Origin of the sequence: Micromonospora costi (genome assembly GCF_003626655.1) — a bacterium.
In the GTDB taxonomy this organism is placed as follows: Bacteria; Actinomycetota; Actinomycetes; order Mycobacteriales; family Micromonosporaceae; genus Micromonospora; species Micromonospora costi.
The window spans coordinates 706,269-725,185 of the sequence record NZ_RBAN01000001.1; the positions used below are offsets into that span (position 1 = coordinate 706,269).

The window sequence follows — 18,917 nt, forward strand, 5'->3', positions numbered from 1 at the left end:
TTGCTCCCCCTGCGGCGGGTCGTGGTGCGGATCGACTTCTGAGCACGAGACGGGACCGGTCCCCGCGAAGGAGACCGGCCCCGTCGAAGCCGCGGTACGGGTTACCCGACCACGACGACGTGGTCGGCCCGCGCGTGCAGGAACGTGGCGTCGCCGTCCCACCGGACGGTGTACGTGTATTCGCCAGCCGCGCCGGGCGTGTCGGTGAAGCGGAAGGTCCCGTCCGCGGCGGGGGTCACCGCGGGCAGGTAGACGGTGGTGATGTCCTCGCCGTTGAGGATGCGCGTCACCGTGAGCGTGGTGCCCGGGGCGAGTGCCCGCCCGGGGGTCTCCAGCACGCCGCTGAACCGGAGGTTCCGGTTGGTGCTGGCCGCGCTCGGGCCGGTCAGGCTCAGCGTGGCCGGCTGCCGAGCCACCTCGACGGTCGCGGTGGCCTGGCTCCAGCGGAAGGCCGAGTTGCCGTCCCAGAGCACGTCGTAGTGGACCGTCCCGCCGACCGGCGGTGTGTCGGTGAGACTGAAGGTGCCGTCGGTGGCGGTCGTCACCGGGGCAAGCGTGGCACTGGTGCCGTCCGGGTGCCGGCGCGTCACCACCACCGGCTGCGCGCCGGGCACCGACCCGTCCGACAGGGTCAGCCGGCCGGTCACGGTGAGCGGTACGAGCGCCGTCCCGGTGGCCGGGGCGGTCACGGTCACCGAGGACGCCGCGAGGGTGGCGCCCCGCAGCCGCCACAGCGTGTAGCGCCCGGTCGACATCTCATACAGGACCGTGAAGGCGTCGGTGCCGGAGAAGGTGATCGCGCCCTCCACCACCTGGCCGGCCGGGTTGTCGGCGGTGTGCCGCTTCGTGGTCGTCGCCGCGTCGTACACACCTATGCGGGGGCCGGCGAGCTCGATGCGGTCGCGGGAGGCGCGTGCGCCGATGACGTGGGCGCCGTCGGGGCTGAGGGCGACGGCCTGCGGGAAGCCGACGAAGGTGGGTTCCTCGCCGTACGCGCCGACCCTGGTCAAGCTGGCGGTGTCCCAGATGTCGTAGCGGTACGGCGAGTCGAACGCCGTGATCGCTCTCGAACCGTCCGCCGTGATGGTGATGTCCTTGAGGTACATGAAGCTGTTGTCGTGGCCGTCGAGCACCCCGCGCAGGGTGGCGGGGGTGGTGCTGACGTCGTACACGTACAGGTCGGCGGGGCTGCTTCCGGTGTCGCCGGCCACCACGGTGGACCCGCCGGCGGCGATCTTCGGTGGGCCGTACAGGCCGCTGGCGATGCGGACCGGCTCCGGCGTCGCCGCGGACAGGTCCAGGCCGACGATACCGCCGCTCCAGCTGTTGGTGGAGCCGTGCCCGACCCAGAGGCGGTTGCCCGCCAGCGACACGTACGCCGGGTACGGGTACGCGGCCAGGTCGAACCGTCGGGTGACGGTGAGCGCGGTGGTGTCGATCTCTGCAATCTCGTTCGAGGCGTTGAGCGCCGCGTAGAGGCGGCTGCCGTCCGGCGTGACGGCCAGGCCGTGCGGTTCGGCGAGCCCGGTGACGGCACCGACCGTGGTGCCACTCTCGTCGGTGACGAGGATCTGATTGCTGGCGGAGATGAACAGCCGGCCGTTGGCGGCGGCGATGTCCTTGACGAACTTCACCCCCTGCAGGACGGTGCTGGTGTCCGCGGCCTGGGCGGGTGCGACGGCGGCGACAAGTCCCGTCGCCGCGATCAGCGTCGATGCCAGGGCCGAGCGGGCCACTGTGCGGAACCGCATACGCGGTCTCCCTTCGGTTGATACCCCGTGGTGCCCAGCGAGCCGGCGTGTCGTGATCGGAGGCCGGTGCCGGGTCGGCGACAAGATCGTCGCTCCATTGGTATGGGGCGATGTCGTCGCCGGCGGCGTTACACGGGGCGTAGCACGACCGCGACGGAGAACGGTGGCCTTGGAGCCGGGAATCATCTCTGCAGTAGCGCAAGCCCGCTTCTCCGCGACGATGGAGGTCTACACGCGGGTCTCATCCAGAGCGACGCGGACGCGACCACCATGTTCGGCCGTCCTGCCATTCCTCACGGAAGCCATGGCTCCAGCTCCCCTGCCTGCTGAGCCTCCGCTGCGGTCGAGTGGAGCCCTGAGTCTCTTCGCAGAGAGACGTCAGGGCTCCACATCACCGCCCGCGCCGGGGTAACCGGACGGGGTGACTCAGCTGATCTTGACCGGCGAGGAGAGCAGTTCGTTGTCGCCGGGGAGTGCGTCGCGGTGGGCGGTCAGCACCGCGGTCGCGCGGAAGGTGATCTTGCCCAGCGCCAGGTCGTCGCTCGTGACGGTGTAGGAGAACGAGAAGCGGGTCAACTGTCCGGTAGTCCGCACCGCGACCTCCTGGGTCAGCGAGCCCACCTCGACGAAGCCTTCGGGAGTGCTCTTGGCCACGGTCACCCGGACGTTCTCCGGGTAACGGACGTTCTGGAGGTAGACGTTGATGCCAATGGTCTGCCCCACGCGTGCCGTCGCCGGGACGTTCAGCCGCTGGATGGAGACGTCGTGCGTGCGTACCTGCACGGTGTGCGTGGTCGACGCCGTCCGTCCGTCGGACGTCGTCACGGTGAGCCGTACGACGTAGTCGCCGTCGGCGGCGTACCGGTGGGTGGGCCAGTCGGCCGTGGACGTCGTCCCGTCACCGAAGTCCCAGAGGTAGGCGGAGATCCCGACGCCCGCCGGGTCACCGGAGTAGTTGCTGAACTGGACGGTGTCGAAGACACTCGGGTCGTACGTGTAGAAGGAGAACTCGGCCGTCGGGTTCGGTGCCACGTCGAGCCGGAAGACGACCTCACCGGGCGCGTTCGAGCCGACCTGGAACAGGTACGTGGTGCCCGCCTGGGCGACGAACGTCAGCGGGTCGTACGTGTAGAAGGAGCTGCAGTCAACCTGTGACAGGCCGGTGAGCGAGGTGCCGGTGTAGGCAGCCATGCCCAGCCCCGACTGGCCGCCAACCGTGGCCGTGATCGATTGCGTGGTCGACGGGGTGTACGCGTACCAGACCGTGCTCGTCGCCGGGAAACATGAGTCCGGCTCTCCGGGCTCACCGCTCGCGGCGCCGAAGTCCTCCACGTCGGGGTAGGGCAGTGAGTCGATCGTGATGGCGTCGGCGAAGTCGTCGTTCACCGCCGGACGGATCGAGGTCACTGCGAATCGCAGAGCGCCGCCGCCGCTGCCGCCGTTGCCGCAGCACTGGCCGACCATGAAATGGTAGGTCGTCCCGGCGGTGGCGGGAAAGTCGATCTTCGACTGGGTTCCGCTGTAGTCGTCGTTGCAGGCCATCAGGTTCAACGAGCCCTGGGTGCCGGTCCATGCGGAGAGCACGGTGTCGTAGTCGCTGCCGAAGGTGTCGGCCTGGATCCGCATGTCGGTGGTCGGTGTGAAGGCGAACCAGACGGACCCGTTGTTGTAGCAGTCGGTCGGATCGCTGGGGTCCGACGTGGCGTCGGTCGTGTCGACGTTCGCGACGAACGGCAGGCTGTCCACCGCCGTGGCGGCGCTGAAGTCGTCGTTCGTCGGTTGGGCGTGTGCCGCGGTCGGTCCCGCGGCCACCAACGCGATGATCGCCGCGGACGCGACGACCAATCGCGAGATTCGGCGTCTGACCATTTCTCCTCCGAAACATGTGGGTTGACGACGCTGTCACGAGGCATGGCGACGCATTGAGGTACGGCGTTACATGAATCGCCGGCCGGCGGAAGGAACGGTCGAAAGTGAAATGCGTTCGTGGCGCCGGCGAGCCTTGACCGGGGCAGATGAGTTACAGACCGGGGTTTTTCATCCGATCGAGCGATGGCGATCAAGTCCATTTGCGATGCTGACCGCCATTGCGCTTCGGGACACGCGTCATTTGCACATTCACCAGTCGCCAGCCCGCATGTCTCCGCCTCCGGGTGTAACGGGTTCGAGCCGGAGCTAGGGTGGCACGCGCCGCTCCAGCGCGGTGAGCACGGCCAGCACCGCGACGAGCAACGCTGCGTCGGCTCGTTGCGGTCGAGATCGGCTGGCATGGTTGCTGCAGTTCGTTGCTGCACTGCTGGCATCAGACGAGACGCTGGATGCGCACCTTGGGTTGCTCGTTCCTGAGGTGGCTCTGCTTGTGCTGGCGCACCTGCTCGTCCCAGACCTCCTGGTCGTAGTCCGGATCCGGCGGAATCCACTTGTGGGAGCCGTCGCTGTAGTGGAACTTCTCGTCGCCGGGCCGCAGGATGCTCATCGGGTCCAGCCGAGGAACCGACGGTGCAGGTGGCCGGCGGGAACGTGAGCCAGGTCCTGAGCGGCGTCGACGAGTTGGGCGGCCAGGTAGAGGGCCAGCGACACCGGGGCGCGGTCGTACTCGGCTCGCAGCACCCGTCGCCGGGTCTGGCAGGGCCACTCCCCCGCGCAGCCGCCGCAGGACCAAGCCGGCTTGATCGGGTGGTGAGTAGTCATCGTGACCCGTCCTGGCTGGGCCAGTGGCAGCGGTTGATTGGGATGCGATGGCGGCTTCGGCATGGCAGGGTCGCGCCGCAGCGGCAGATGTGTCGCCAGTGTCGCCAGGACCACACGGGCCGATGGCGACGGGCGAGGGTGAGCGCTGCTGCCAGGACGTACTGGTCGTACGAGACCCGCTTCATCGGCCCGCCACAGCCGCCAGGGCGACGAACCGCCGAGCTGAGGGATTGGAAGGGAGCACTGCCGCCTCCTCGTGCCGCACGTGTCCGGAGGCGTGGATGCCCGATCGCGGGGGATGCGCCGGACATCCACGCCGGCGAGGACGGCCCACAGTGCCAACCGGGGGAATCGACCTCCTCGCCAACCTCCCATAGGTACCGTTGGGTAGTCAAGGGCTGACGTAGGTGGTCTACTTCGTGTTGCCAACCGAGGGGAACACCGTGCCACCGCGTTACCGCTACGAGCAGATTGCCGACGACCTCGCCGAACGCATCGCATCCGGCGAGTTCCCGCCCGGCTCCAAGCTGCCCAGCCGGCGACAGTTGATCGAGCACTACGGGGTCACCGAGCCGGTGATTGACCGCGCCATGCAGGTGCTAAGGATCAAGGGGATGACCGAGACGTTGCCTGGAGTAGGGGTCTTCGTCGTCGATTAGGCATCGAGTTTCGATGGCGCCGGCGCCCTGCTTGGACTGAAGGATGCATCCGCGAGGGCTGGGTGAGCACTTGTGAGCAGCACGGCTGAGTCAGCTACACCGATCGGAGCAATCGGCGGAGCAAGCGGAGACGCAGGCGTCGAGTATCGGCGAGCAGTTGCTGCTTACGCCGTCGCACATGGGCTTGCAGGCGCGGCCCTCATCGGCTTCGGCGTTCCACCCGCCGTCGCATTCGTCCAGGCCGTAGCCCTTGAGACCGACGATGTCGTGGATGACGTCGGCATCGAGTTCCAGTCCGGCTGGCGGGCCACCGTTCAAGCAAAGCGGACGCTGCGCAAAGGCAAGCCCTTTTCGAGCGCAATAGCGCAATGGCGGCTCGCCGCTCAACGTGGCATACAAGAGAACGAGCGATTGGTCCTAGTTACCAGCCAGATGCCAAAATGGGCCTACGACTTGAAGCGGCTACTTGATCGCCACAAACTGGATAAGCCCGGCTCACCAACCCACGAAGAGCGGGACGCCCTCAAATACCTCGATGCCGAGTTGTCCGGCCTTACAGCCAGCCAGCGCAAGTCGCTGCTTAAGTGCGCTTCGATCCACGTCCTTTCTCTCGAAGAAGAAGAGCAACAGGATTCCCGCCAGGCAATTCGATTACTGGATGGAGTTGTCGGAAGGGAAGCGTCCCTAAACGCTTGGCGCGACCTTGTTTCCCTCGCCGGAAAGACCGCAAGGCTCAGGGGAGGCTTCCTCCTACACGGATGGCTTGACCTATTAACAGTTGGAGGATACAGGGTCCTTACGTCGGAGGGAACCGCCGCCGCCCGAATGACGAAGCAGGAAGGAGCCCGGCAGAAATATCGGACGGCGCTGCGAAACCGTGGCAGCATGGTTGACCTTCGACCGTTAGGCGCGACTACGCCACCAATACCGCTGGCGAAGGTTGATGCGAAGATTGAGGCTATAGCCCCCGGGGAGGACGGCCGCGATAGCCGTGACTTGCTATGGGCATTTATCCGTCGCGGTCGCATGGTATTGACTGGACTCCCCGGCGGTGGCAAGTCTCTCGCCTTGTCGGTGTTGGCCGCGCGACTCTTGGATATTCAGGAAGCACCGTTTCCGGTACTGGCATCACTTAAAGACGTCGACCGCCAGGACCAATCTTTGGGGTTCCGGGATCGCTTGTTGAAGGTGGCACTTAGAGATCTTCCCGCCGATTCTCGGCCACTGATTCAGGAAGAGCTGGAAGCGCGCTTCGAAGAAGGCCGCGTTGCTCTGCTTCTTGACGCTTTGGATGAGACACACGGACGGCGAGCCCAAGTTGTGTCAGAACTCGACGAGTTCGTGTGCGGCCTCTCACCTGACGTTGATGTCCTCTTGGCCACGCGGGACGTTTCCTACGGTCATGCCTCATCCCTTGGCTGGGAAGATTTACGACTTGCCCCGCCGAAGGAGATCGAGAAAACCGTACGTGCAATCTTAGAGACGCAGGCAAGTGCCTCGAATCCGGCGAAGGATGAGGATTGGGTGCGGACCAGAGAGCGTTGGGTCACTGGCACCCTGAATAAGGACAGAAGCCTGCGCGAGACTCCTCTAATGCCAATCCTTTTGTCCTTGCTCGCGGCCACAAAAAGCGATGACACTCTACCGACACACCGCGCTTCAATCCTCTACGCCGCAGTAACGGGCTTCGTCGACAGGCAAGAGGCCAGACTAGGCAACGCCCTTCAAATGGGCCCCCTAGCTGGCAGGTCAGCATCCAAGGCACTGCTCGACGGATTCGCGGTGGAGGCAAGAAGAATCGCCACTGCCGGTGGACAGTGCACATTCGGTCAAGTCCTTCACGAGATAGAAGGTTGTTTGGTCGATCGGTGGGGTCTCACTCAGGGGCCAGCCGAAGTTGCCGCCGAGGCCATTGCAAGATTCTGGGATGAGGCCGGCATATTTGTTATTTCTGGGGGTGACGAGAAGGTGGCCCCGCGGGTAGAATTGTTTCTTGAAATTGGCGAGGCAGTCCACATCTCCACTAGGCCCGAGCAGGAAGTCGTAGAGTGGATAGCCGAAGTTGTTCAGGCAGGACGGCACGAGCCGCTGATTCTTGCCGCTGGGCTGTCTGAGCTAGTAGCTAGAGAACTGCTCCGAGAAGCGGCCAGAAGTCGAAATCATGCGCTATTACTTGCCGCAATCACCGCAATTAGGCAGGGTGCAGCGGCGGTGGAACCAGAGTTCGGCAGTCTCTTCAGAGTTTTACTGGAAGATACGGGGCGTGGAGACGCAGAAGCATGGCAGCTTTGGTCACGAACCCTTGAATTAGCCAAAGGGAATGAACAGTCTGATGCCCTACTTGACGCCCTCGAGTCGTTCCCCGAGGATTACAGAACGATTGGACGCACAACTCTTCTCCTACGCGGGAAGATGGTAATTTCTACAGCCGATCGAGACGGGCTTTTGCTCGATACACTAAAGGTCAGCGGTCTCTCGCCTTTACCTCAAAGAGACACCGCCCAGAAAGGTCGCTTTGCGACTATCGACGGCCTCTACAGCCGAGCCATCGAAGGAGCTGCCGAAGAACTTCTCGGCCGGCGACAAGAGGCGACGGAGCTTGTTGTAAGGGCCCTCGACCACAGTTCAATGGGAATGCACGATCGGTTGTGCAAACTCCTTCGCGCGCGTGGATTCGAAGATATCGCGAACGAGATTGAGAGCGAGCGCTGGAGCGGATTCAGTAAGTCCTTCGCCCGTCTAGCAGACCTCGACAGACATGCTCATTTGCGACTATTGAAGGATCTAGCAAAGAGTCCCGGCTCCGAATTGACCTATCAACAAGCTACACGTCTTGCTGAACTTGGGTCGCTCTGCGAGACGTTGAATCTTAACCAGATAAATGCCTGGCCGGACTTCAACGATTACGATCAGTGGTTTTGGCCCCTTGTTCAACTAGTCATGCGTTTAGGCCAGTTCGATACCGAAGTAATTTCGGCTCAGGCGTCGCTGACCCTGGATCGGATAGCAACAGCGGGCAGCGACGACGCATTCTTCTACATTTTCGATGACGCCGAACCGCGTCCACTGCAGGCCTGGGACTCAATTGAGGACCAAGAAGGTGCCGTTCGATTTCTGGCCAGCATGTTCTTTCTTGGCGTCGGTACGGCATGGGTGGCAGCAAGAGCTTTGTGGCGTGTACCTGTAGCAGACCTCGCTGTGCCGCTACTGAGAGAGGTACTCCGCAAGCTACGTACTCCCGAACGCCAGCGGATCGTGGCGGTTGCGTTGCTATCTCTCGTTGGCAATGAAATCCTTGTCGAATGGGCCATGGATCCAAGCCCCGTATTACGACGCATCGCGGCAGAATTTCTGCCACTGCCACAGGATGGCTCTATTCCACCGGAGATGACCACCTTACTCAGAGATCCTGATGGCAATGTCGTTGAATGCGCCGTGGAGCGCCTGGAACGTAGGGATAACCCGCAAGTACAGAGCGAGCTCGCGAGGATTTCCCAACAGCCTAATCCTGGATGGAAGTGCCTGCATTGCGGCACCGAAAACCCGGCGGGTAGGCGTTCTTGCATCGACTGTAGGACTGTTGGCCCAGACCCAGCGGCGCTGGCCACATCAATACTGCACGGAACGCCTAAGCCGGTTCGGGTAATGCTAGACCTCGATAATTGGGACGATTAGGAGCGGTTATGCCGCCCCGATGCTCCTATGGAGGTCAAGGGGTGAGGGCGGCGAAGTCGGCGCGTAGGGCGGTGTAGACGTCGCGGACGATATAGCGCTTGAGGCAGCGGAGAAGCTCTTGATTGCTGAGGCCTTCAGTGGTGCGTCGTTGCTGGTAGGCGCGGGTGCGTTGGTCGTAGCGCATGCGGCAGAGTGCGATGGTGTGCAGGGCGTGGTTGGCGCCGCGGTCGCCTCCGCGGTGGAGGCGGTGGCGGCGCACTCGTCCGGAGCTTGCGGGGATGGGTGCTGCGCCGCAGAGGTGGGCCAGCGCCGCTTCGGAGTGCAGTCGGTCTGGGTTGTCGCCGGCGGTGGTGAGCAGCTGGGCCGCAACGTCGGGGCTGACACCGAACAGGGCCGTGGTGCGGGGCGCCGCTTTCTGGACGATGGGTGTCACCTGCCGGTCGAGGGTGGTGATCTCCTCGGTGAGGGTGGTGACCCGGCGGGCGAGCCCGACCAGGGCTGCGGCGGTGGCGTGCTTCGGCTCGTGAAGTCTGGCCGGGTCGTAGGTCAGTGCGGCGGACCGGCTGACCAGCACGGCGGCGCTGACCCTGGTCAGGTGGGCTCGCAAGGGCTCGGGGGCGGCGGCGACCAGGCCGCGCATCTGATTTAGGGCGGCGGTGCGGGCCTTGACCGCTCCTCGGCGGGCGACCCTCAGGGCGCGAATCGCCTCGACCGGCCAGGTGCGGGTCTTCGGGGTGCCCATGGCGGTGCCGCCGAGGGTCGCCCGGGCGGCGGCGACAGCGTCTATCGAGTCGGACTTGCCCTTCGCGCGACGAGCGCGGCGGTCAGGCCGGTCCACCTCCACGACGGCCATCTTCTTGCTGGTCAGATAGCGGGCCAGCCCGGCCCCGTAGCTGCCGGTGCCCTCCACGCCCACGGCCGCGACCCGCCCGAAGGAGCGCATCCAGGCCAGCAGATCCGCGTAGCCGGCGGTGGTCGCCGGAAACTCGGCGTCGCCGAGGAGTCCGCCGGTGCTGTCGATGATGGCGGCGCGGTGGGTGTCGATACCACCGATGACCGATCGCTTCTTGGCTGCCATGCTGGTGGGGTCCGCCCTTCTCGGTCGAGTCGAGAACACGTGGACACATCACCGGTCAGGCGATGCGGACAACCCAGTGGTGGGCGCCTCTCGCACAGACTCCTATCAGGTCACGACGCCTGACCGGTGACATGCAGCTCGCGGAGCCACCGGGCCGGCCGACGAATCGGGATGAGGACAGCAACGTCGGTCTGCCGGCGAGTCAGACCAACCCGGTGACCCACCCCACCATCCTCACTGTCTGCCATCGACCCGCCCTTCCCGGGGAAGCGAGCCACCGCCTGGCCCGCCACGTCAAGCGGACCCTGACGGCCCGTACGGACGCTGGCGGGTCGGGCGGTGGTCTGCTCGGCTCGCCCGGGTCGGCGGCTGGCGGGATGGCACCTTCCGCAACCACCCACGGACCGCGACCCGCCGGCGGAGCCCCGGCCATCCTGGAGCCGGAGCACCCCCGCCGGAGGCGCCCTAACCGCGACCCCGCGCCCGCCGCCAGCTCGCCGACGCGGCCGGCGTCCGCTCCCCTACGCCGCGCGGGCTCCTGGGCCGCGCGGCGCGGCCGGCTGCCGGCCCACCCTCACCCGGTCGAGCCCCTACTACTTCTCCGGCGAGCTGTGGCGGCGCACCAAGCAGGCCATCGAACGTCACCTCGCCGCCCTCTGCCGCCAACGCGGCATTCCCTTCGTTCGGGTCGTCACGGCCTCGGGCAAGGTCCGCTGGGTGCCGCCCGTGCGGGTGTCGCACGGCAAGTTCGCCGAGATGCAATGCAGAGCGGCGGTGCACTTCCATGTCCTGCTGCGCCTCGACGGCGTCGACCCCGACGACCGGGAAGCGCTCGTGCCGCCGCCGATCGGCATCACCGTCGACGACCTGCAGGCCGCCGTCCACACCGCCGCCCTTCGGACCACCGTCACCACACCCCGCACCCCGACCGGCCGCAGGGCTGGCTGGTCGCCTGGGGCGAGCAGGTCGACGTCCACCGGATCAACAGCGCCGGCGGCAAGCTGACGGACGGCAAGGTGGCCGCCTACCTGGCGAAGTACGCCACCAAGGCCACCGAAGCCACCGGCCATCAGTTCACCCGGCTCATCCCCGCGACGATCGACGACTACGCCGACCCGGAAGGCGACCACCTCGCCCGCCTCATCGACGCCTGCTGGCACCTCGGCCGCACCACCCACACCGACACCGCCAGCGGCGCCGCAACTGCCGACGACCGTCAAGCCGGCCTTGACACCAAACTCAACGCCTACGTCGGGCTGCGCCGTTGGGCACACATGCTCGGCTTCGGCGGCCACTTCCTCACCAAAGCGCGCCGCTACTCCGTCACCTTCCGCCTGCTCCGCGACACCCGCACCACCTACCGCCGCGAAGAAGACGACCAACCGGCCGACACCATCACCATCGGCACCCTCACCTACATCGGCTCCGGCTGGCTCACCGAAGGCGATGCCCTGCTCGCCAACACCGCCGCCCGGCAGCGGCGCGAAAGCAGACGCATCGGCCGGGAAGAACTCGCCCACGAGGCGTGGCTGGGGGTGGCCGCATGACCCACGACCCTCCGCCCCCGCTGGTACTCGCCCGCCGAGGTCGCCATCCTGCTCGGCTTCGGCATCTCCAAGGTCAAGATGAAGATTGCCACCGGCGAGCTGCGCTCCATCAAGGACGGCAAGTACCGCCGCATCCTCCCTGAATGGGTCGACGACTACGTCCGCGACCAGGTCGAACGCCAGGAGGCAGCCTGATGCCCGGACGCGCACGAGCCAACGGCGAAGGCTCGATTTTCCCGTACCGCAACGGCTTCGCCGCGTACGCGTGGGTCACCAAGCCCGACGGCCGGCGTGACCGCAAGTACGTCTACGGCAAGACCCGTGAGGCGGTCCACGACGAGTGGATCAAGCTGCACCAGCAGGCGAAGCAAGGGCCGGTAGGGACGAGCGTCCCGACGGTCGGCAGCTTCCTCACGTACTGGCTGGCCGAGATCATCCAGCCGAACCGGGCAGCCCTGACCTACGCCACCTACGAGACGTTCGTCCGCCGCTACATCTCCCCCGGTCTCGGGACCAAGCGACTCGACCGGCTCCAGTCGCGGGACGTGCAGACCTGGATCAACCAGGTGGCCCGGACCTGCCAGTGCTGCGCGCAGGGCGAGGACGCCGCCCGCCGGAAGGACAAGCGGCGCTGCTGCGCGGTCGGCCGCTGCTGCCGGGCCGTCCCGTCGACGCGGACGGTCAGCGACATCCGGGCCGCGCTGCGGGCCGCCCTCACCCACGCCCAGGCCGAAGACCTCATCACCAGGAACCCGGCCGTGCCGGTCACCCTGGCCACGGTCCGCCGTCGCCGGGGCAAGTCCTGGTCGAGCGACGAGGCCCGAAAGTTCCTCGAATCGGCCCGCGCCGACGAGGACCCGCTCTACGCCGCCTACGCCCTGGTCCTCGTCACCGGACTCCGCAAGGGCGAGGCCCTGGGACTGACGTGGGAGGACGTCGACCTCGACGCCGGAGAGCTGACCGTCGGCCGCCAACTGCAACGCGTCCGCGGGCAGCTCCTCCATCGCGACACCAAGACCCAGGCGTCCGACGCCACCCTCCCCCTGCCCGACATCTGCCTGACCGCTCTCAGGCTCAGGCAGCAACAACGCGGCGAGGCCGAAGCAGCCGCCGGCAAGGCGTGGCACGAAACCGGACTGGTATTCGCCACCCGCTATGGCACACCCATCGAGCCGCGCAACTTCCAACGTTCCTGGCAGACGAGGTGCGAGAGAGCAGGCGTCAAGCCGATCACCGTCCACGACGCAAGAAGGACCTGCGCCACCCTCCTGGCAGACCTCGACGTCCACCCAGAGTCGCCATGCAGGTGCTCCGGCACGCCCGCTTCTCCGTAACGATGGAGATCTACACCCAGGTCTCATCGAAGGCGACCCGCGACGCCCTCGAGCGCCTCGGCGATTCCCTCGGCAACTGACCGTTGCTGTACTTCGCTGCTGTACGGGCAGCAAAAAGGCCACCCCCATGAATGGGAATGGCCTTCTACCTGCGTGGGCGATACTGGGATCGAACCAGTGACCTCTTCGGTGTGAACGAAGCGCTCTCCCGCTGAGCTAATCGCCCTCAGCGCGGATGACTGTACCTGATCCGCTCCCCCGTCCGCGAATCCGGGGTCAGTGCGTCGCGAGGTATCGCATGATCCGGGCCACCACGTCGATGCCGAGGCTGTACTTCAGCGAGAGCCACAGCACGACGGCCACGAAGATCAGCCCTACGGCGCCGAGCACGACCCGGACGAGCAGCGACTGTCTCGTCACCCACTGCGTCCAGTTGTGTACGTGCCGTCGCGTGAAGGTGAGCAGCCGGCGTGCCCAGTGGAACTCGACGGCCCAGATGCCGAGCCCCGCGATGACCAGCAGCCAGCCCGGCCCGGGCAGCGGGATGAGGGCGACACCGACGGTGACGACGATCGCGCCGGCGATCGCGATGAAGATCTTGAGGGTGATCCGGCCGGTGGGGTTGGCACGGATGAGATCGAGGGTGGTGGAGATGCGTCGTCGCCATCGTGGCGGCTGCCGGTCGGCCACGGCTAGACCGCCTGTGACCCGCTCCGCCGGCCCTTCGGCGGAATCCGGCCGACCGGCCCGGTCGTGCTGATCCATCGGCACCGCGTACCCCCGCTTTTCGGCTGCTCGGACCGCGACGTTCGGCGGGCCGGGCGCCGCGATCGGATCCACTGAGGATCGTTTCGTGACTATTTCAACCCCTAGTGTCGCTCGGGACCGTCACCCCTTCCGACGACTGGACGTTACCGGAGTAAGTCGACGACTGAGCCACCCGATGCCGGGCGGGACGACGCACTGGGCAGAACCGGAAATCCTACAAGAATTTTCACATTCTGGAGGCCTTTCCGAACCCCTTCCCACCACTGGGTGAAGTCAGCGTATGGCGGAGCGTAGCCAGGAGTAGCACCTGAGTATGGGAAAAAGCGGGACACGCGCGTTCCGCAGCGGTGCCGGGGGGAGAACGTCCATGAGTGTCATCCGACCGACGACCGTAGAGGTCGAGACGTCGCTAAGGCTCGTCGCGCCTGACGCCACCGCCTTGCCGGTGCGTGCCAGCTTGCGTTACGACCCTGCTGACCCGTATGCGGTCCATGTCCTGTTCCACGCCGAGTCGGCCGGGGGCGAGGCCGTCAGCTGGTCCTTCGCCCGCGAGCTGCTGGTGACCGGCCTTGACGAGCCGGCAGGGATCGGCGACGTCCGGGTGTGGCCGTGGGCCACGCCGCGCGGCGACTTCGTCGCGCTCGCGCTGTCGTCACCCGACGGCAACGCTCTCTTCGAGGTGCCCAGGAGCGTGCTCGTGCGCTTCCTGCGGCGGACCTACGTCGTCGTCCCGCGCGGCCGCGAGGCCGAGCACCTGGACGTCGACACGGCGGTCAACCGACTGCTCGCCGGTCGCTGAGACCGTCACACCGGGTAACACCGGCCACACCGGCCACCGGAGCCGCGCGGATCTGCCGAGTCCGCGCGGCTCCAGCACGCCCCAGGCGTACGCGCACCGTCCGCCCCGGGGCGGCCACGCGTCAGCCGTGCGTGGTGATGCCGCCGTCGACCGGAATGACCGCTCCCGTGAGGTACGCCCCGGCCCGCGAGGACAGGTAGATCGCCGTGCCCGCCATGTCCTCGGGGCGGCCGATCCGGCCCAGCGGCACCTGCTGCTCGATGGCCGCCCGTGACGCCGGGTCGTCCAGCGCGAAGGCCATCATCTTGCTCTCGAACGGCCCGGGCGCGATCGCGTTCACGGTGATCCGCTCGCCGGCCAGCTGGTGCGCGAGGCTGCGGGTGAGCATGTGCACGGCCGCCTTGGTGGCCGAGTACGCGTACACCTCCATCCACGGCACGCGGAGCCCGTCGATCGAGCCGATGTTGATCACGCGTGCCGGGTCGTCGTCGCGGGCCGCGGCGCGCAGCGCGGGCAGCAGGGCGGTGGTGAGCCGGAACACGGCCTTGACGTTCACCGCCCAGAGCTTGTCGAAGGCGGCCTCCGGGTACGCCTCCAGCGGCGCTCCCCAGGTCGCGCCCGCGTTGTTGACGAGGACGTCGAGCCGCTCGACCCGGTCGCGGAGCGCGGCGGCGAGCCGTTCGGCGCCGGCGTCGCTGGACAGGTCCTCCGGGATCGCCTCGCAGCGCCCCTCGACGGACAGCTTCTCGGCGACCGCCGCGCAGACGTCCGCCTTCCGCGACGAGATGATCACGTGCGCGCCGGCCCGGACGAAGCCCTGGGCGATCATCAGCCCGATCCCCCGGGAACCGCCGGTGACCAGGACCGTCTTGCCTTCGACCGAGAACAGATCCGTCATGCCCATCCCATCGCGAGTCGCCGGGTCGCCGCCGGCCGTGCCCGCGCGGCGGTGGCCGCCGGCCGTGCCGCGGCCGCACGGCGCTACCGCCGGGTAACGTAGCCCGGCCGCGCGGACGCGGACAAGCCCGCCCGGCGCGGGTCCCCGCCTAGGGTCTGTGTCGAAGTCCTCGGTCGAGCCGAGGCGAAGTCCAGGCGGCGATCCGGCAAGGCGGGGTTTCGGCCGGATACCGGTGTTGTATCCGGCCGAAGCGCCAACGCCGCCGGTCGTCGTCTGGGCCCGCCGCAGGCCGGCCAGGGACTTCGACACAGGCCCTAACCCGCCCGCGCGGCGGGAGCCGGCGTGGCGTGGAGATGCGATGACCTGCGGCGCGAGCTACCGTCAGCTGCGATGCACTCTCCCGGTCAGCTCCCCCCGGTCCCGTTCGACGCCGCGCTGCCCTTCCCGGTCGAGATAGACACGCTCGCACTCGCCGATCTGGCCGGCGACCCGGGCTGGCGCCGGCCGGTGCTCGTCGAGAAGGACCTGTTGGTGCTCACCACCGGCGGCCACGGTGACGCCGAACTGGACTTCCAGCCGTTGCCCTGCCGCCCTGGCACGCTGTTGCGGGTACGCGCCGGTCAGGTGCTGCGCTGCCCGTGCCCGCAGCTCGACGCCACGGTGGTGCGCTGGGACGCGACGGCGCTGCGTGGCCTCGACGTCGACCCGGACGCCGTGCCGGCCTGGCGGCAGCTCGCCGGCGAGGACGAGGACGCGGTCATCAGCGAGGTGACCCAACTGGCGGTCGACTGTGCCCGGCACCGGGACATGCCCGCCGCCCGGGCGCTGCTGCGTCACCAGCTCGCGGTGCTGCTGCTCCGGCTCACGCTCACCGGCGAGGCGCGGCCGGCCTCGCGCCCGGAGGAGGTCACCTTCGAGCGGTTCTGCCGGGAGGTCGAGCGCGGCTACCGGCACAGCCGCCGGGTCGAGGACTACGCCGCCCGGCTCGGCTGCTCGGTGCGTACGCTCACCCGGGCCTGCCTCGCGGTGACCGGACGCAGCGCCAAACAGGTGATCGACGAACGCGTCGCGTTGCAGGCCAGCCGCCTGCTCGCCGCCACCGACGAGCCCATCGCCCAGATCGGCCGCGGCCTCGGCTTCACCGAGCCGACGAACTTCGGGCGGTTCTTCACCCGCGAGGTGGGGATGAGCCCGGGCGCGTTCCGGGCCGCCCGCGACCACGCCCCGGCCGGGAGGGTCGTCCGGCCCCGGTCGCCGGCCGAGCCGGGCCACCCGCGTCCGCAGCTGTCGCGTTCGCGCGTCTGACCACACGCACCGTCGCTCCACCGTGGAACCACGCGGAGTTTCACGATCCGGCGTTCCGGGCATGTTCGAGCGCGACACGGCAGGGAACGGTGAGGAAGGGAGCCCGGCGATGGGTGTGGTGTTCCGTAAGCGGCAGAAGATCGGGCCGCTCATCCTCAATTTCACCGAGAACGGCTTCTCCTCGTGGAGTTTCAAGATCGGCAGATGGTCCTGGAACTCCCGTACGCGGGCGCACCGGGTGGACCTGCCCGGTCCCCTGTCCTGGAAGCAGGACAAGTCCCGGAGCTGATCTCCCGACGTCGAGCGGGGTGCCGGTGGCGTCACCGGCACCCCGCTCGACGTTCGTCCCCCGCGCCGCTCAGGCCGGTGCCGCTCAGGCAGTGACCGCGGCGGTGATGACGACGTCCCCGCCGAGCCGGCCGGCGACCGGGTCGCGGGTGACCGAGCCGGCGGCGAGCAGGCCGGTGAGCGCCCGGACGGCGTCGGACGAGCGGTAGACGGTCGAGGTGAGGGCGTAGCGGCGCAACTCGGTGACCGTGCGCGGGCCGGAGCGGGTCAGCTCGGCCAGCAGTTCCCGGCGCAGCGGGCCGGGCTCCGGGTCGAGCGCGATGTCCAGCAGCCGGCCCGCCGGGTCGGCGGGGTCGCGATAGCGTACGCCCGCGAACTCGTCGACCGCCCAGAGCGCGTCCTTGAACGCCTCCAGGCTCCGGTCGGAACCGGTGCCGAAGGCGATCCGGCTCGCGGGTCGCCCGCCGCCCGGCACCAGGTCCACCTCGGTCACCAGCGGGAAGCCGGCCGCGCCCAGGCCGGCGCGGGCGTCGCCACCGGCGCACAGCAGCAGCTCGGCAGGCCTACCGCCGGCCGCGGCGCGCAGCACGGCGGGGTCGGGCCCGCCCGCCCCGCCGCCGCTCTCGCTGGCGGGCGGGATTGGGCCGGGGGCGGACAGGTCCACGTAGGAGAACAGCGGAGCGCCCGCGGCGCCGGCCGCCTTCACGGCGACCGGCAACCGGCCCGGGTCGCCGGGCACCAGGTGCACGGCCACGTCGGCCGGCAGTCCCGCCTCGACGGGGCCGAGCCGCGCCGGCAGGTCCGCCGCCTCGCCGGCGAGCACGAGCACGGTGAGCCGCCGGCCGCGCAACCGGTCGGCGTACTCGGCCACCACCCCCAGGGCCGCGTCGGCCGAGCCGGCGTCGTCATGGGCGTACGCCAGGGCGAGCGTGGCCCGCCGCGAACGGTGCAGGGCCCCCGGCAGCCAGGTCTCCAGCTGACGGACGAGCAGTTCGCGGCGGACGGCGGCGGTCGGGTCGCTCGGCATCCTGACGTTCTACCGCACGGCGCCTCAGGCCGGTACGGAGATGCCCACGCCGCCGCGGGTCTGGCCGCCGTAGCGCTGCCGCTCGCGGTCGAGGTCGAGCCGCCCGATCCGCTTGCGCGCCTCGATCGCCGCGTCGTCGAGCAGGTCGGCCGGGATCAGCCAGACGATCTCGAACTCCAGGCCGTCCGGGTCCTGCCCGTAGAGGCTCTTCGTGGTGCCGTGGTCGGACGTGCCGACGAGCGCTCCCGCGGCGGCCAGCCGCTCGGCGGTGGCCGCCAGCTCGTCGAGCGTGTCGACCTCCCAGGCCAGGTGGTACAGGCCGACGGTGGCGCGCCCGGCGGTCGAGCGGCCGGCGGCCGCACCGATCTCGAACAGGCCGAGGTCGTGGTCGTTGGTGGAGTCGGGCGCCTGGAGGAAGGTGGCGCCACGGAAGCCGTCGGGGGTCATCGCGACCGGACGGAAGCCGAGGACGTCACGGTAGAAGGCGACGCTGCGGGCGAGGTCACTGACGTAGAGGACCGCGTGGTTGAGCCGGTGGATTCCCATGCCCTCCACGGTAGCCCGGTTTAGTTGAACGCTCAACTACTGGCGGTATGATGGGCGTCATGACGCGGTGGCTGGACCCGGACGAGCAGCGCACCTGGCGGGCCTTCCTGGCCGCCTCCCGAGGGCTGATGGACGCCCTCGACCGTGAGCTGCAACGCGACGCGGGCATGCCGCACGCGTACTACGAGATCCTGGTCCGCCTCTCCGAGGCGCCCGAGCGGCGGCTGCGGATGAGCGAACTGGCCGACCTCACCGGCTCGTCGCGCAGCCGGCTCTCCCACGCCGTGGCCCGGCTCGAGTCCTCCGGCTGGGTCGAGCGGGAGGAGTGCCCGACCGACCGGCGCGGCCAGGTCGCGCACCTCACCGACACCGGCTTCGCGGCGCTCGCGGCCGCGGCGCCCGGCCACGTCGAGGGCGTACGCCGGCACCTGTTCGACGCGTTGACGCCCTCCCAGGTCGACCAGCTGCGCCGGATCAGCGAGACCCTGGCCGACCACCTGACCCGATCCTGACCGATCCGCACCGGCGCGGGTCTTGTACTTACCGTTGCC

Annotated in this window: 15 protein-coding genes, 1 tRNA gene and 3 pseudogenes; 9 read left to right on the plus strand and 10 right to left on the minus strand. The window is 68.1% G+C overall.

The annotated features are described in order from the left end of the window. Window positions 1–101: 101 nt before the first annotated feature. The 4 genes from D7193_RS03190 to D7193_RS03200 form a co-directional block, all read right to left on the minus strand. The gene (locus tag D7193_RS03190) at window positions 102–1,751 is read right to left on the minus strand and encodes a hypothetical protein (RefSeq protein ID WP_120777860.1); all 1,650 of its coding nucleotides are present in this window, start codon (window positions 1,749–1,751) and stop codon (window positions 102–104) included. Window positions 1,752–2,177: 426 nt separating this feature from the next. After that, window positions 2,178–3,563, minus strand: a complete 1,386-nt coding sequence (locus D7193_RS03195; protein WP_158674764.1) for a PKD domain-containing protein — start codon at window positions 3,561–3,563, stop codon at window positions 2,178–2,180. Window positions 3,564–4,053: 490 nt separating this feature from the next. Further along, window positions 4,054–4,227, minus strand: a complete 174-nt coding sequence (locus D7193_RS33635; RefSeq protein WP_174242536.1) for a hypothetical protein — start codon at window positions 4,225–4,227, stop codon at window positions 4,054–4,056. Then, window positions 4,224–4,442 (minus strand): flavin reductase, encoded by a 219-nt coding sequence (locus D7193_RS03200; protein WP_120777862.1) that lies wholly within the window; start codon window positions 4,440–4,442, stop codon window positions 4,224–4,226. The genes D7193_RS33635 and D7193_RS03200 overlap by 4 nt, the downstream gene beginning before the upstream one ends. 407 nt (window positions 4,443–4,849) lie before the next feature. Between D7193_RS03200 and D7193_RS03210 the strand changes: the two genes are divergently transcribed. Both D7193_RS03210 and D7193_RS33165 read left to right on the plus strand, forming a co-directional pair. Next, window positions 4,850–5,101 carry a winged helix-turn-helix domain-containing protein gene (locus D7193_RS03210; protein ID WP_377456409.1) on the plus strand — a complete coding sequence of 84 codons (252 nt, stop codon included), beginning with the start codon at window positions 4,850–4,852 and terminating at the stop codon, window positions 5,099–5,101. Between the two features lie 72 nt (window positions 5,102–5,173). After that, window positions 5,174–8,776, plus strand: coding sequence for an NACHT domain-containing protein (locus D7193_RS33165; protein WP_147434322.1), 3,603 nt, complete (start codon window positions 5,174–5,176; stop codon window positions 8,774–8,776). A 34-nt stretch (window positions 8,777–8,810) separates the two neighbouring features. Here the strand turns inward: D7193_RS33165 and D7193_RS03215 are convergent, their stop codons facing one another. Next, window positions 8,811–9,854, minus strand: coding sequence for an IS110 family RNA-guided transposase (locus D7193_RS03215; protein WP_120777864.1), 1,044 nt, complete (start codon window positions 9,852–9,854; stop codon window positions 8,811–8,813). A gap of 597 nt (window positions 9,855–10,451) precedes the next feature. Here D7193_RS03215 and D7193_RS03220 point away from each other — a divergent pair. The 3 pseudogenes from D7193_RS03220 to D7193_RS03230 form a co-directional block, all read left to right on the plus strand. Continuing rightward, window positions 10,452–11,401, plus strand: a pseudogene (locus tag D7193_RS03220) (replication initiator); the annotation flags it as partial. Further along, window positions 11,398–11,596: pseudogene (locus tag D7193_RS03225) on the plus strand (excisionase family DNA-binding protein). The pseudogenes D7193_RS03220 and D7193_RS03225, both read left to right, overlap by 4 nt. Then, window positions 11,596–12,815, plus strand: a pseudogene (locus tag D7193_RS03230) (tyrosine-type recombinase/integrase). Before D7193_RS03225 ends, D7193_RS03230 begins: the two co-directional pseudogenes overlap by 1 nt. Before the next feature lie 74 nt (window positions 12,816–12,889). Here D7193_RS03230 and D7193_RS03235 read toward each other — a convergent pair. After that, a tRNA-Val gene (locus D7193_RS03235) sits at window positions 12,890–12,961 on the minus strand. A gap of 50 nt (window positions 12,962–13,011) precedes the next feature. Next, window positions 13,012–13,575 (minus strand): TIGR02611 family protein, encoded by a 564-nt coding sequence (locus D7193_RS03240; protein WP_377456408.1) that lies wholly within the window; start codon window positions 13,573–13,575, stop codon window positions 13,012–13,014. 295 nt (window positions 13,576–13,870) lie between these two features. On the opposite strand from D7193_RS03240, the gene D7193_RS03245 reads away from it, so the two are divergent. Beyond that, window positions 13,871–14,302 carry an SsgA family sporulation/cell division regulator gene (locus D7193_RS03245; protein WP_007457244.1) on the plus strand — a complete coding sequence of 144 codons (432 nt, stop codon included), beginning with the start codon at window positions 13,871–13,873 and terminating at the stop codon, window positions 14,300–14,302. Between the two features lie 121 nt (window positions 14,303–14,423). On the opposite strand, the gene D7193_RS03250 is transcribed toward D7193_RS03245, so the two are convergent. Then, complete coding sequence (locus D7193_RS03250; RefSeq protein ID WP_120779221.1) at window positions 14,424–15,200, minus strand: SDR family oxidoreductase; 777 nt, start codon at window positions 15,198–15,200, stop codon at window positions 14,424–14,426. Between the two features lie 390 nt (window positions 15,201–15,590). On the opposite strand from D7193_RS03250, the gene D7193_RS03255 reads away from it, so the two are divergent. Then, entirely contained in the window at window positions 15,591–16,505 is a 915-nt protein-coding gene (locus tag D7193_RS03255) for a helix-turn-helix transcriptional regulator (RefSeq protein ID WP_120777866.1), read from the plus strand. Window positions 16,506–16,614: 109 nt separating this feature from the next. Further along, entirely contained in the window at window positions 16,615–16,794 is a 180-nt protein-coding gene (locus D7193_RS03260; RefSeq protein ID WP_120777867.1) for a DUF4236 domain-containing protein, read from the plus strand. Window positions 16,795–16,878: 84 nt separating this feature from the next. Here D7193_RS03260 and D7193_RS03265 read toward each other — a convergent pair whose 3' ends face one another. Then, window positions 16,879–17,820 (minus strand): hypothetical protein, encoded by a 942-nt coding sequence (locus D7193_RS03265; RefSeq protein WP_120777868.1) that lies wholly within the window; start codon window positions 17,818–17,820, stop codon window positions 16,879–16,881. 24 nt (window positions 17,821–17,844) lie between these two features. Continuing rightward, window positions 17,845–18,366, minus strand: a complete 522-nt coding sequence (locus D7193_RS03270; RefSeq protein WP_120777869.1) for a VOC family protein — start codon at window positions 18,364–18,366, stop codon at window positions 17,845–17,847. 50 nt (window positions 18,367–18,416) lie between these two features. Between D7193_RS03270 and D7193_RS03275 the strand changes: the two genes are divergently transcribed. Continuing rightward, window positions 18,417–18,878, plus strand: a complete 462-nt coding sequence (locus tag D7193_RS03275; RefSeq protein ID WP_120779222.1) for a MarR family winged helix-turn-helix transcriptional regulator — start codon at window positions 18,417–18,419, stop codon at window positions 18,876–18,878. Window positions 18,879–18,917: the final 39 nt, after the last annotated feature.

Coding starts and splice junctions, on each gene's coding strand:
- D7193_RS03190 (WP_120777860.1), bottom strand. CDS start 1,751: ATGCGGTTCCGCACAGTGGCCCGCTCGGCCCTGGCATCGACGCTGATC.
- D7193_RS33635 (WP_174242536.1), bottom strand. CDS start 4,227: ATGAGCATCCTGCGGCCCGGCGACGAGAAGTTCCACTACAGCGACGGC.
- D7193_RS03200 (WP_120777862.1), bottom strand. CDS start 4,442: ATGACTACTCACCACCCGATCAAGCCGGCTTGGTCCTGCGGCGGCTGC.
- D7193_RS03215 (WP_120777864.1), bottom strand. CDS start 9,854: ATGGCAGCCAAGAAGCGATCGGTCATCGGTGGTATCGACACCCACCGC.
- D7193_RS03245 (WP_007457244.1), top strand. CDS start 13,871: ATGAGTGTCATCCGACCGACGACCGTAGAGGTCGAGACGTCGCTAAGG.
- D7193_RS03250 (WP_120779221.1), bottom strand. CDS start 15,200: ATGACGGATCTGTTCTCGGTCGAAGGCAAGACGGTCCTGGTCACCGGC.
- D7193_RS03255 (WP_120777866.1), top strand. CDS start 15,591: ATGCACTCTCCCGGTCAGCTCCCCCCGGTCCCGTTCGACGCCGCGCTG.
- D7193_RS03260 (WP_120777867.1), top strand. CDS start 16,615: ATGGGTGTGGTGTTCCGTAAGCGGCAGAAGATCGGGCCGCTCATCCTC.
- D7193_RS03265 (WP_120777868.1), bottom strand. CDS start 17,820: ATGCCGAGCGACCCGACCGCCGCCGTCCGCCGCGAACTGCTCGTCCGT.
- D7193_RS03270 (WP_120777869.1), bottom strand. CDS start 18,366: ATGGGAATCCACCGGCTCAACCACGCGGTCCTCTACGTCAGTGACCTC.
- D7193_RS03275 (WP_120779222.1), top strand. CDS start 18,417: ATGGGCGTCATGACGCGGTGGCTGGACCCGGACGAGCAGCGCACCTGG.